The 12,617-nt window shown below is 64.1% G+C and carries 9 protein-coding genes; 1 reads left to right on the top strand and 8 read right to left on the bottom strand.

Translation table 11 applies throughout. The features are described from left to right. Nucleotide 1: 1 nt before the first annotated feature. The 4 genes from AAIH46_RS11455 to AAIH46_RS11440 form a co-directional block, all read right to left on the bottom strand. Nucleotides 2–1,114 carry an ABC transporter permease gene (locus AAIH46_RS11455; RefSeq protein WP_430305985.1) on the bottom strand — a complete coding sequence of 371 codons (1,113 nt, stop codon included), beginning with the start codon at nt 1,112–1,114 and terminating at the stop codon, nt 2–4. Between the two features lie 3 nt (nt 1,115–1,117). Further along, complete coding sequence (rbbA, locus tag AAIH46_RS11450; RefSeq protein ID WP_430305984.1) at nt 1,118–3,865, bottom strand: ribosome-associated ATPase/putative transporter RbbA; 2,748 nt, start codon at nt 3,863–3,865, stop codon at nt 1,118–1,120. 17 nt (nt 3,866–3,882) lie between these two features. Next, a complete protein-coding gene (locus tag AAIH46_RS11445; RefSeq protein WP_430305983.1) occupies nt 3,883–4,992 on the bottom strand; it encodes an HlyD family secretion protein in 1,110 nt (369 codons plus the stop codon). A gap of 112 nt (nt 4,993–5,104) precedes the next feature. Continuing rightward, nucleotides 5,105–5,257 (bottom strand): hypothetical protein, encoded by a 153-nt coding sequence (locus AAIH46_RS11440; protein WP_430305982.1) that lies wholly within the window; start codon nt 5,255–5,257, stop codon nt 5,105–5,107. A 258-nt stretch (nt 5,258–5,515) separates the two neighbouring features. Here AAIH46_RS11440 and AAIH46_RS11435 point away from each other — a divergent pair, with 258 nt between their 5' ends. Next, complete coding sequence (locus AAIH46_RS11435) at nt 5,516–6,418, top strand: hypothetical protein (protein WP_430305981.1); 903 nt, start codon at nt 5,516–5,518, stop codon at nt 6,416–6,418. Between the two features lie 52 nt (nt 6,419–6,470). Here AAIH46_RS11435 and AAIH46_RS11430 read toward each other — a convergent pair whose 3' ends face one another. From AAIH46_RS11430 to mprF, 4 genes are all read right to left on the bottom strand, one after another. After that, a complete protein-coding gene (locus AAIH46_RS11430; protein ID WP_430305980.1) occupies nt 6,471–7,736 on the bottom strand; it encodes a TIGR03862 family flavoprotein in 1,266 nt (421 codons plus the stop codon). A gap of 76 nt (nt 7,737–7,812) precedes the next feature. Further along, nucleotides 7,813–8,445, bottom strand: a complete 633-nt coding sequence (locus AAIH46_RS11425; protein WP_430306546.1) for a TerC family protein — start codon at nt 8,443–8,445, stop codon at nt 7,813–7,815. A 150-nt stretch (nt 8,446–8,595) separates the two neighbouring features. Continuing rightward, complete coding sequence (locus AAIH46_RS11420; protein WP_430305979.1) at nt 8,596–9,984, bottom strand: virulence factor family protein; 1,389 nt, start codon at nt 9,982–9,984, stop codon at nt 8,596–8,598. Then, nucleotides 9,981–12,581 (bottom strand): bifunctional lysylphosphatidylglycerol flippase/synthetase MprF, encoded by a 2,601-nt coding sequence (mprF, locus tag AAIH46_RS11415; protein WP_430305978.1) that lies wholly within the window; start codon nt 12,579–12,581, stop codon nt 9,981–9,983. Before mprF ends, AAIH46_RS11420 begins: the two co-directional genes overlap by 4 nt. Between the last annotated feature and the right edge of the window lie 36 nt (nt 12,582–12,617).

Raw genomic sequence — 12,617 nt, 5'->3', positions numbered from 1 at the left:
ATCACCGCAACGAGCGACGGAATCCAAGCAGGGAAAATGCGAAGAGGCAGGTGGAAATTCCTGCAAGCGACAGGAACTGCGGCCAGACCACCGAGAACCCGGCGCCCCGATAAAGGATCGCCTGGGCGAGCAGGACGAAGTGGGTGTTCGGCGCCGCGAGCATGATTGTCTGGATCACGTCCGGCATGCTTTCGCGAGGCGTGGTCGCCCCGGAAAGGATCTGCAGCGGAAGCAGCACCAGCATCAGCAGCAGACCGAACTGTGGCATGGAGCCCGCGAATGTCGCGAGCGCAATCCCCATGGCGGTGGCGGCGAGCAGGTGGAGAGCCGCTCCCGCCATGAACAGAGCGATCGATCCCTCGATGGGAACCTTCAGCAGTCCCTGCACCACGAAGATCAGCGACAGCAGCGTCGCGACGAACACCACCAGGCCCATCGACCAAACTTTAGCTGCCATAATTTCCAACGGGGCTAAAGGCATCACGAGGAGATGTTCTACGGTGCCATGTTCCCGTTCGCGGATAAGCGCAGTGCCGGTGAGGATGATCGCCAGCATGGTGATATTGTCTATGACGTTCATCACCGAGGCGAACCACATCTGGTTGAGTTCCGGATTGAAGCGGGCACGCAGTGCGAGGTTTACCGTCGGCGTTCGGCCACCTCGATCCGGGGTGGCAAAACTGGCGATCTCGCTCGAGATGATGCTCTGCACATATCCAGATCCCGAAAACGCCTGAGTCATGCGCGTCGCATCGACATTGAGCTGGAAGACCGGAGACTTGCCGGCGATCAGGTCGCTCTGGAAGTTCGGCGGAATGTCGAGCGCAAATGTGTCGGTGCCCCCGTCCATGCGGGCATCCATTTCAACAGCGGTGATCATCGCAGGAGGCTTGAAATAAGGGCTCAGAAAAGCGTCCGCGATCCGGCGCGACAGCGGCGAATTGTCCTCGTCGACGATCGCGATCGGTGCATTGTTCAACGTTTCGGGAACTGCTTTAGCTTCGGTATAGACAGCGATGGTGAAGGAATAGACGATGAGCCCGAGCAGGATCGGGTCACGCATCAGGCCGCGCAACTCCTTGATCCCCAGATGGAAGATATTGGCGAGCCGCATCCGTCACCTCGCCTGTTTCTTGAGAAAGACGGTGCTTGCCGCGATCAGCAGCGGCGCGGCAACGATGAGCGGCAAAAATGCTTCGAAGAGGTTTTCGAAGCCGAGGCCCTTCGAGAAGGTACCGCGCGAGATGATGTTGAAATAGGTAGTCGGATAGATCCGGCCGATAAGCGCCCCGATCCCCTGCAACGAGGAGACCGGATCGATCATCCCAGCAAATTGCACGGCCGGTATGATCGTCATCAGCGTCGTCCCGAAGATCGCGGCGATCTGGCTGGACATGAAGGTGGAAACAAGCAGGCCGAACGCGGTCGCGAAGGCAACATAGAGAAGTGCTGCGCCCGCGAAGGCCAGCAGGCTGCCGGTGAACGGCACCTGGAACACCAGGACCGCGAACAGCCAAAGGAGCATCGCGTTCATCATGCCGAGCGCCAGGTATGGCAGCTGTTTGCCAAGCAGGAATTCGAGCCGCGTCACCGGCGTGACGTAGAAATTGACGATGGAGCCGAGCTCCTTTTCCCGCACCACAGACAGCGCCGCCAGCATTGCCGGGATCAAGAGAAGCAGCAGCGGAATGACGGCCGGCACCATGGCCACCAGGCTTTCGATGCCGGGATTGTAGCGGAAGCGGGTCTCTATCGAAAATTGCCCGCCTGCCACATCGCCGTAGATCTCGCGCGCTTTCCGCGCCAGCCAGTGGGCATGCATGCCCTGCACGTAGCCCCGGGTTGTCTCCGCCCGTTGCGGCATCGCGCCGTCGATCCAGGCGCCGATCTCGACATCGTGGCCGCGGGCCACATGTTCGGCAAACCCGGCCGGGATCTCGATCGCCAGCTTCAGCGACCCATCGCGCATGCGCCGGTCGAGGTCGGCATAATCGCCGAGCGGCGGCTGCTCGATGAAATAGCGGGAGCCTGCGAGGTCGGCGATGTAGTCGCGGCTGGTGACCGTGTCGTCTCGGTCGAGAACCGCAAACGTCAGGTCCTCGACGTCCATGTTGATGCCGTAGCCGATCACGAACATCAGGATGACGCTGCCGATCATCGCCAGGGTCGCACGGATTGGGTCACGGCGGATTTCCAGCGTTTCACGAAGGCTGTAGCTCCAGATGCGGCGCAGGTCAAAAGCGCGATGCCGATGCGGTCTGGCGAGTTTCGGTTCGCCTTCAGCCGTTGATGATGCCGGCGCGGATGAAGCCACCGGCTCGCCGATCGCATCTTCTAGGTAGGCGATGAACGCCTCCTCGAGTGTCGTGGCGTTGCGGGTTTTGCGGATCGCGTCGGGCGTATCGCTCACCAGCACCGTGCCCGCATGCATCAGGGATATGCGGTCGCAGCGTTCTGCCTCGTTCATGAAATGTGTGGAGATGAAGATCGTGACGTGGTCGTTCCGGGAAAGCTCGATCAGCGCCGCCCAGAGCTGGTCGCGGGCGATGGGATCGACCCCGGATGTCGGTTCGTCGAGGATAAGCACTTCCGGCGCATGGATCAGCGCCACTGCAAGGGACAGTCGCTGACGGACACCGAGAGGCAGGGCGTCGGGGAGCGTGTCCATGACCGCGGTTAGCTCGAAACGCCGGCCCATTTCCGCGATCCGCGCGGGGATCGGTTCGCCCGGCAGCTGGAACAACCGCGCGTGCAGGTCGAGGTTCTGCCGGACCGTCAGTTCTGTAAACAGCGAGAAAGCCTGGCTCATGTAGCCGACACGCCGCCTGACATTGATGTCCTTCGGGTCGACCTCCTTGCCGAACAGTTTTGCCGTGCCTTCGCTGGCAGGCAGCAGGCCGGTCAGCATCTTCATCGTCGTGGATTTGCCGCAGCCGTTAGAGCCGAGAAAGCCGAAGATCTCGCCGCGGCGAATGCGGAAGCTGACATTATCCACCGCCGTGAAATTCCCAAAGCGCATGGTGAGGCCCTCTGCCTCGATCGCAAATTCAGCCTCGCTGAAATCCGCCGGAGGATGGACAGGGATGGCCCTGTGCGTCGCCCGTTTCTCTTCAGGCATCAGCGCGATGAAGGCATCATCGAGCGTGGCAGCACCGGTGTGCGCAAGGATTTCGCGCGGTGTGCCGGTCGCAATCACCTTGCCGGCGTTCATGGCCGCCAGCCAGTCGAAGCGTGATGCCTCTTCCATATAGGCGGATGCGACGATGACGCTCATCTCCGCTCGCTCCCTCCGGAGATCGTCGATGAGGCTCCAGAACTGCCGGCGCGACAGCGGATCGACACCGGTCGTTGGTTCGTCGAGGATCAGCAGGTCTGGATCGTGGATGAGCGCGCAGCAGAGGCCGAGCTTCTGCTTCATGCCGCCCGAAAGCTTGCCGGCGGGCCGATCATCGAACCCTGCCAGGCCGGTGCGCCTCAGAAGGCCAGCGATCCGATACTCCCGTTCCTCGCGGTCCTGGCCGAAGAGGCGGGCGAAGAAATCGACATTCTCGAACACGGTCAGCGTCGGGTAGAGGTTCTTGCCGAGCCCCTGCGGCATATAGGCGACGGCCGGGCAGGTGCGGTCCCGGTGACGGGCGCTGCGCATGTCGCCGCCGAGCACCTCGACCTCGCCCGTCTGGATGCGGCGCGCGCCGGAAATCAGTGAAAGCAGCGAGGATTTTCCGACCCCATCCGGGCCGATCAGGCCGATTGTCCGGCCCGCCGGCAGGTCGAGCGTTATGCCGTCGATCGCGCTTGTCTTGCCGTAGGAATGGCTGACATTTTTCAACCGTGCCACGTATGCCGGCTGCGGCTGGATACCCATCGCCTGCGGCTCCGGGCTCATGGGGTTAGCGGCTGCGACAGGGCCGCCGGCCACTCTGCCGCGGGATCAAGCTTCACATAGGTCCGACCCGGCAAGCCGGTCTTGACCTGTGCGATATATTTCTGAAGCAGTTCCGGAGAGACCCGTGCCCGGATGCGGAACATCAGCTTCTGGCGTTCCTGCTCGGTCTCCACCGTCTTTGGCGTGAACTGGGCAACGTCGGACACGAACGAGACCCGAGCCGGAATGACATATTGAGGAGCCGCATCGAGAACGATCCGGGCTTCGCCGCCGATCGGCGTGCGTCCGGCCGCTTCGGTGGGCAGGAAGAAAGTCATGTAGACGTCGCCGACATCGAGGATGTTGAGCACCCGTCCGCCGGCGGCCACAACTTCGCCCGGCTGAGCCACCAGATACTGCACGCGACCGTCGCGCGGCGCCTTCAGCTCACCATCACGAAGGTCTGCGTCAATGCGTGCGATTGTCGCTTGAGCGGCGTCAACCGTGGCCTCGGCGTCGATCACTTGTGCCGTCGCGGAACCGATCGCCGCCTCGGTTGCTGCGAGGTTTGCCTCTGCTGCACTTACACTCGCCGCGGCGCCGTCGACCCGGGCTCGATCGTCGTCAAGTGTCTGGTCCGAGACCGATCCGCTCTTTGATAGCTGAAGACTGCGCGTCAGCCGCTTCTGAGCGGACTGGAGCAAGACGGTGTTTTGGGAAACTGTAGCCGCTGCCGCATCCTTTTCGGCCTTTCGCTGGGCAACGACGCTTCTTGCCGTGTCGATCCCGATCCTGGCGCGGGAGAGTTGCGCCTCTGCCTCACGTTTTTGAGCGGCCAGTTGTTCGATATCCATGCGAGCGACGATCTGACCAGCGGTCACGAAATCACCCTCCCGGACGGTAACGTCAGCAAGGCGCCCGGCTGTACGTGCCGATATGTGGATTTCGACAGCCTCGATGCGACCATTGCCGCTGGCGAGGCCCGGCGTCGCCTCCGCGGCAAGCAGCCCCGCATAGAATTGCCATGCGATGTAGCCGGCACCTGACAAAACCACCAACGCGAGGCCCACTGTCAATGTTCGGTTCAAGGCAAGCTCCACTCCCGGTACATTGGAAGATGAGTCCATGGTCCTTTTCTGAAGAGGCAGCCTTGACCGCGATCAATCACACCCCGTGGCAGCGATAGGGGAACCCGCTATTTCTTCGGGGAGTTCATTCGCCGCAAGCAGTTGAGTCGAGTCAGACGCGCATCTGTCGATCATGGTCGCCGACTATCCGGTAGCGACCGCATGGATCGAGCAACGGCAGGAAGAGATAGAAGCGCTGATTGAGTTCCATAGACACGCCGAGGAGCTCTGCAGCAAAGATGCCATCTTCTTCGATGTCGATCACCTCTACGGTGGTTCATCGCGGGCACCATTTCCCGAGTTACACGGCCGCCTTCCTCCCTTAGCTTCATCCCCCACCCGACTAAATCCGACCCCAGGAACATCTACCGCAGACCCGCGTTGATGTGCAGCCGAGGCGACCGCCTTGCGCAATTATCGAATGGAGTCTTCATCATGGGTCGTGGCATTCTTCTCTGGCTCCTGGGTATCCCGCTGCCGATCATCATTCTCCTCGCGCTGTTCATGCGATAAGGGGACGGCTATGGCTCTTTATCAATCAGGCGTCTCGGACGCCGGTGTGGAATCGAACGTCCCGGCGCTCGCCTGGGGTCCGGTAATCGGCGGCGCAGTCGCGGCCTCGGCAACGACGCTGATCCTGCTGCTTCTCGGCTCCGGCGTCGGGCTGACGATGGTCTCTCCCTGGGCCGGTGAGAGCGCCTCGTTCGCGACGATCGGCGTGACCGCCGCCATCTGGTTCGTCGTCGTTCAATGGCTGTCCTCGGCACTCGGCGGTTACCTGACCGGCCGCCTGCGCACCAAGTGGGCCGGCATCCACACCGACGAAGTGTTCTTCCGCGATACCGCTCACGGCTTCCTCAGCTGGGCGCTGGCAACCGTCGTCGTCGCCGGTCTTGCAGGCTCGGCCTTCACCTCGCTGGTCGGCTCGGGCGTCCAGGCTGTCAGCTCGGCTGCCTCCACCGCGACCGTGGCCGGTGCCGCAGCGTCTTCGGGCGATAGCGCAACCGGTCCGGATCTCGGCACGAGCTACTTCACCGATGCGCTTCTGCGTCCTCAGGAAGTCCGGGCCCGGGCAGAATCCGACAACACGGCTGCCACCGCAGAAGTGTCGCGCATCCTGATGAACGGCGCAATTCAGGGCGGCGTTCCGGAGGATGACAAGGCCTATCTCGTGACGATCGTCGCCTCGCGCGCCGGCCTCACGCCTGAAGAGGCACGCACGCGCGTCGATGCCGTGCTGCAGCAGGTCGAAGATGCCAAGATCGCCGCTCAGCAGAAGGCCGAGGAGGCCCGCAAGGCTGCCGCAACGACCGCCATGCTGGGTGCGCTTTCGCTTCTGGTCGGCGCCTTCATCGCTTCCGCTTCTGCCGCTCTCGGCGGCCGCCAGCGGGATGATGAAGAAGCAGCGCTCGTCGTCACGCGCTAAGATTGACTGATCCATGGGCCGCCGGCGTTTCGCCGGCGGCTTTTTCGCGCTCTCAGGCCCGGCTTTCCAGCCAGCCGTGAATGCCTTTAGCCGCAGCCCGACCGGTCGCAAAGCATGCGGTCAAGAGGTAGCCGCCGGTCGGCGCCTCCCAGTCCAGCATTTCGCCGGCGGCAAAAACGCCCGGCATCGCCTCCAGCATGTAATTCGCGTCGATACCGTCCCAGGAAATACCACCGGCAGACGAGATCGCCTCCTCGATCGGCCGTGGCCGCAGAACCGGAAGCGGCAGGCTCTTGACCAGCCGTGCTACGTCCGCTGCGCTGGCGGCCGAACCGTCCGACGGTCGCGGTGATACCGCGCCGGCGTCCGATGAGGCGAGGCGGGTCATCGCACGGCATTCGCTGAACAGCGCGATCTTGACGCCATCCAGTCCTGCCGCCTTGCGCAGCCTGTTGGAGAGGCTCGTCTTCGGCGGCTGTCGCAGCAAGGCATCCTCTATCTGCCTTTCGCTGCGGCCCGGCGCCAGGTCGAGCAGCAAGGCCGCCCGTCCATCGCTTGCCAACTGGTCGCGCAGCGCCGCCGCATGGGCGTAGACGAGGCTGCCCTCGATCCCGTGGCGGCTGATGACGAACTCGCCCTGGCTTTCGCCGGCAGCCGAGAGCGCGCGTACCGCCTTGACCGGCGCGCCTTCGAAACGCTCGCGGAACCTTTCGGGCCAGGCGACGTCGAAGCCGCAATTGGCCGGCCGGAAATCGGCGACTGCTACGCCCTTGTTCCTCAGTCCGTCCACCCAGGCGGCGTCGGAGCCAAGCCTTGGCCAGCTGGCGCCGCCGAGCGCCAGCAGCACCGCATCGGCCGCGCGCGGCATCTCCCCCTCAGGTGTCGCAAAGATCGGTACACCCTTGTCGAAGCGCAGGAAGCGATGGCGGGGCAGGAGAACCACGCCCTCGGCCTGCAGCCGCTTCAGCCAGGCGCGCAGCAGCGGCGACGCCTTCATGGCGGTGGGAAAGACGCGACCGGACGAGCCGATAAAGGTTTCGGTGCCAAGCTCCAGCGCCCAGGCACGCACGTCATCCGGCGTGAAGCGATCCAGCGCCGATGCAAGCCGCGCGTTCGCGGCGCCGAAGCGCAGGCGAAACCGGTCATAGGGTTCGGAGTGGGTGATGTTGAGGCCGGATTTGCCGGCAAGCAGGAACTTGCGGCCGAAGCTGGGCATCGCCTCGCAGACCGTCACGCGGTGGCCGGCCGCGGCAAGCACCTCTGCCGCCATGAGGCCGGCAGGCCCGCCGCCGATGATCAGAACCGCTTTGCGGACCATGGGCATCCGGTTCCGTCATCGGGATCGCGAGAGCGACCGGCGCCGCAGCGGGCGCTGGTCGATGTCGGGAGATGGCTCAGGCCATCCACTGCTGGATATAGGGCCAGACTTCCACACCGCCGTGATAGACCATGCTCAGCGTCACGTAGACGATGACCGCGAGGCCCACATAGGCAATCCAGCGGTGACGGTGCAGCAGGCGGGCGACGAGGTTGGCAGCAAGCCCCATCAGCGCGATCGAGACGATCAGCCCGATGATCAGCACGCTGGTGTGCTCCTGCGCCGCACCGGCGACGGCCAGCACGTTGTCGAGCGACATGGAGACGTCGGCGATGACGATCTGCGTGGCGGCCTGCAGGAAAGTCTTGTTGACCTTGGTCTTCTGCGCCTCGGCATCCGTCAGGGCATCTTCTGCCGTGTGGTCGGCGGAACGCAGCTCGCTCCACATCTTCCAGCACACCCAGGCCAGCAGAAGTCCGCCGACCAGCTGCAGGCCGACGATGCCGAGCAGGTAGGCGGTGATCGTCGCAAAGCCGATGCGCAGGACGGTGGCGGCGATGATGCCGACGAGGATCGCCTTCTTGCGCTGTTCGGTCGGCAGGCCGGCCGCTGCAAGCCCGATGACGATGGCGTTGTCGCCGGCCAGCACCAGATCGATGGCGATGACCTGAAAGAGCGCCGCAAGTCCTGCGGCCGTGAAGATTTCCATGGTGTAATCCCTTGTCGTCAGCACGCCGCCGGGAACGTCGGCCAACCGTGATCTCCGGCTGGCTACAGAATATTTTGCCGGCGAATGCAACAACAATCTCCGCGGGAGGCGGCAAAACGGCCCCTCTGTCCGGCAGATGTCTCGATTGCGTCACTTTCCAAGCCGGCTGCGCAGTCCCTTCAGGATATAGCCGGCAAGCTTCTCGTAATCCTCGTCGAAGTGATGGCCCCCCTCGATCCCGATGATTTCGACGCCGCGCGCCGCCAGGCCCTTGCAGGCCTCGTCATCGTCTTCCGTGCCGTAGACGCACTGGACGAGCTTCGGATCGATGCTCTGCAGCGCCTCAGTCGGATCGCCGCCATCGCCGTCGCCCTGGCCGCCGAGCCAGCCGGACACCGAGATCTCGAAATCCGCCACATGCGACAGTGCCAGCAGGCTGAGGAGCGAGACCTTGGACCGGTCTGCGGGAGGCAGGCGGTTGAAGGTCGACGGCAGGATGTCGGCGCCGAAGGAATAGCCGATCAGCACCACGTGGCTGACGTTCCACTGCTTGCGATAGGTGCGAATAATCCGGCTGAGATCTGCGGCCGTCTCGTCCGGCGTCTTGCGCGACCAGAAGTAGCGCAGCGCATCGACGCCGACGACCGGAACGCCGTCCGCCTGCAGCGCTGCCGCCACCTCGCTGTCGATGTCGCGCCATCCGCCGTCGCCGGAATAGACGATCGCCATCGTGTCCAGCTTCGGTGCGGCTTCCAGAATGGTGAGCGGCAGGCCAAGCGTCGCATCGTCGGAGCCGGCAGCGTCCATGCTGGCGGTGAGTGCCTCCGCCAGCGTGTCGGCGGCAGAGCCCTGTGCTTCCTCGATGTCGATGTCGGGATGGCTCGCCTGCAGCGCCTCGGCGTGCTTGCGCCCCTCGGCATCGGCCGACCCGGAGAGATAGATCGTCACCGGCGCCGGCAGCGCACCCTCCGTCAGGCCATAGATAATCCGCTCGCCGTCCTGCTGCTTTTCAGCCGGCGTGCACAGCTGCTTGGTAAGCGTGATGCCGGCCTGCGGATCAACGGCGATCGCCTCGCCGATCGTCGCGGCCGGGCTTTGGGCGATCATCCCGAGAACGAGCGCACCGGCGGCACCGGTCCCGGCGATCACCGGTGATCGATAGCTGCCGCTGCCCAGCGACCGCTGCACCTGCTGCGCCACCGACTCGACATCGGAGATCATGTAGATGCAGTCGTCCTCGTCCTTGTTCAGAGCGGCGATGTAGGAGGGAAGGTCGATGCCGACGACCAGCGCGCCTTTTGCAGCCAGCGCCTTCGCCTGACTGTCTTCCACGTCGTTCCAGCCATCGGCATCCGACAGCAGGAAGATGTTGGATTTCATCGTGCCGACCGGCTTAAAGATGTGCGGCGTCGGGATCATCCCGAGTTCCAGTGCGGGATCTCCGGCAGCGGCTGGCGGCTGGGCCTGCGCGGCAGCGGATCCGGCGGTCGCTATGCCGAAAATGCCGATCAGCGCCAGCGTCAGGAGGTTCTTCATCATTTGCCAACCACTCCGCGAACGCCGCCACTGATCAGCAGCGTGACGTCCATCAATGCCAGGACTGCGCCCGTTCCACCCGCCACCGCCATATAGCGCGGCTGCCATTGCGGCTGGAACTTCGACTTGAAGGCGCGCAGTCCCTTGAAGTTGTAGAAGCGTTCGCCGTGCTCGAACAGCGTCCCGCCGATACGGTCCCAGACTGGAGCCACGTCGCGCTTCGACATGCCGGACAGCGGCGCCATGCCGAGATTGAACGACTGGTATCCGGCATTTTTCAGGTGCTCGAGCAGGCTGACGAACAGAAAGTCCATGGCGCCACGGGGTGCATCGGGCGCAAACCGCATCAGATCGACGCTCGCTTCCTGTCTGGTTTCGGTGAGGAAGATGGTGGCGAAGGCGACGATCTTGCCGTCCTTGCGCAGCACGGCGACGGGCTGCGATGCGACGTAGTGCTCCTCGAACGAGCCCAGCGAAAAGCCTTTCTCGCGCGTTTGGTGGTGGGCGAGCCAGCTGTCGGAGACGATCTTCAGTTCCGTCATCGCGCCGGCCACGTCAGCGACCTCGATGATGGCGAACTCCATGCCGTCGCGGCGTCCCTTGTTGAGCGCCTGCCGAAGCCCGGAGAGCCGGCCGCCTTTCAGGTCGAAGGCGACGAGGTCGACCAGCGCCATCTCGCCGAGCTTGAAGGCGCGCAGGCCGGCATCGGCGCAGTAGGACAGAAGCGCTGGTGACACCTGGTAGAGAACGGCGCGGCCGCCGGCCTCGCGGGCTCGCTCGACGAAGCGCCAGATCATCTCGGCCGTCTCGGACGGATCGCCCACCGGGTCGCCGAGGCTGATCCACGAGCGCCCCTGGATGCCGTACATGATGAAGGTTCGGCCACTGTCGGAGAACATCACGTGCTTGTCGGCCATGCGCACCAGGTTGGCGTCCGAATTGCTGCCGCCGGCGACAATGGCGATGGCCTTTTGCAGATCCTCTTCCGTCAGCGGAGCGGGGTGACGGAAGGCCGGTCGCAGAAGGCTGAAGGTCGCCGCCGCAACCGAAAGAATGGTCACTCCAAGCAGCGCCCGCAGGCTGCGCGGCGCCTCGCTGAACAGCTCGAACTGCCACCAGAGCTGATGGCTGTAGTCGACGTCGCGATAGACGAAGAAGAGGATGGCCGTGGCACCGGCAAGGATCACACCGATCGCCATCATCCACGGCAGGCTGAGCACCTGGTTGAACAGCGAGGCCGGGCGGCGGAACCGTCGGCCGTTGACCAACATGGCGACGATGAAGACGGCAAGGAAAGCCGCTTCGCCGAGAGCCACTGCGCGCAGGAATGAGAAGACCAGAGCCGTAAGGGCCGAGACGAAGGCCACCCACCAGGCACCGTCGAGCCGCTGCGCAAGCCCGCGCGAGGCGATCGCCATGGCAAGGCCGAGAAGGCTGGAGAGAAAATGCGCGCCCTCGACCACCGGCAGCGGCAGGATGTTCGACAGGATATCGAGGTCCGAATCCGGGGTCGGCGTGACGCTCGAAAAGATCAGCATGGCGCCGAGCAGCAGCGAGAAGGTCGAGAGCAGCGGCGGCGACAGGCGGGCCGCGACATTGCTGATATCACTCGCCAGCGGATGCTTGGCGAGTTCGCGCGCCTCCGAGATGACGATCATGACGATGGCGATGGTCAGCGGCAGTACATAGTAGATGAGACGGTAGAGAACCAGGCTGCCGAGCAGCGCGTCGACGCTGATCGCATTGCCGAGCGCGCCGATGATCACGGCCTCGAAGACGCCGAGCCCGGCCGGGACGTGGCTGAGCACGCCAAGGCCGATGGCGGTGGCGAAGACCGCCAGGAAGGATGGCCAGCCGATGTTGGTCTCCGGCATCAGCACGTAGAGCACCGAGGCCGACGCGGCGATGTCGAACGCGGTGATGAGGAACTGGCGGGACGAGGTGAGCGTATCGGGGAGGCGCAGTCGGATGCGCATCACCTGTACAGTGCGGCCGTTGCGGCCAAGGAAAAGCAGGCCGGCGAGAAGCGCCAGGACGACCACCGCGCCGACCCGCAACAGGCTCGGGTCGAGGCCGACGATGCTTGCCAGCCGCGGCGCGGTGATCAGCGCCGCAATCGCGCTGACCGCCAGCAGGCCAAGGCCGAAGGCGAAGGTGACGAAGGCGATGACGCGGGCGATGTCTTCCGGCGACAGGCCGAGCCTCGAATAGGCGCGGAAGCGGATGGCGCCACCGCTGAGCGCCCCGAAGCCGGCGGTATTGCCGATCGCATAGGCACTGAAGGCGGTGACCGCCACCGGCAGCGGTGGGAGCTTGCGGCCGATATAGTCGAGGGCGTTGAGATCGTAGTAGACCAGCGAGGCAAAGCTGAGCGCGGTGAACAGGATGGCAAGGCCGATGGACGTCCAGGTCGTATCGGCCAGCGCATCGACGACCTCGTCATAGCGGACCTCGTTGGTCAGCTTGTAGACCGCGACCGCCATGACGGCGAACACTACGAGCATCGCCAGCCACGCCAGGTAGACACGGAAGCGGGCGAGGAATTCGAAGATCGGATGACGAAGCGGGGCGGCGGCAGGCTGCAGTTCAGGGCTCTTCATATGTCACCTAGATGGGCGCTTCTCGCGGATGGCCGC

Origin of the sequence: Rhizobium sp. 0TCS1.26, from assembly GCF_050455525.1 — a bacterium.
Lineage (GTDB): Bacteria > Pseudomonadota > Alphaproteobacteria > Rhizobiales > Rhizobiaceae > Neorhizobium.
Note: the sequence above shows the minus strand (reverse complement) of the source record. Positions and strands in the feature narration are given on the sequence as shown.

Excerpts from the sequence above, each read along its gene's own strand:
- AAIH46_RS11455 (WP_430305985.1), bottom strand. The coding sequence starts at position 1,114 with ATGCGGCTCGCCAATATCTTCCATCTGGGGATCAAGGAGTTGCGCGGC.
- rbbA (WP_430305984.1), bottom strand. The coding sequence starts at position 3,865 with ATGGGTATCCAGCCGCAGCCGGCATACGTGGCACGGTTGAAAAATGTC.
- AAIH46_RS11445 (WP_430305983.1), bottom strand. The coding sequence starts at position 4,992 with ATGGACTCATCTTCCAATGTACCGGGAGTGGAGCTTGCCTTGAACCGA.
- AAIH46_RS11435 (WP_430305981.1), top strand. The coding sequence starts at position 5,516 with ATGGCTCTTTATCAATCAGGCGTCTCGGACGCCGGTGTGGAATCGAAC.
- AAIH46_RS11430 (WP_430305980.1), bottom strand. The coding sequence starts at position 7,736 with ATGGTCCGCAAAGCGGTTCTGATCATCGGCGGCGGGCCTGCCGGCCTC.
- AAIH46_RS11425 (WP_430306546.1), bottom strand. The coding sequence starts at position 8,445 with ATGGAAATCTTCACGGCCGCAGGACTTGCGGCGCTCTTTCAGGTCATC.
- AAIH46_RS11420 (WP_430305979.1), bottom strand. The coding sequence starts at position 9,984 with ATGATGAAGAACCTCCTGACGCTGGCGCTGATCGGCATTTTCGGCATA.
- mprF (WP_430305978.1), bottom strand. The coding sequence starts at position 12,581 with ATGAAGAGCCCTGAACTGCAGCCTGCCGCCGCCCCGCTTCGTCATCCG.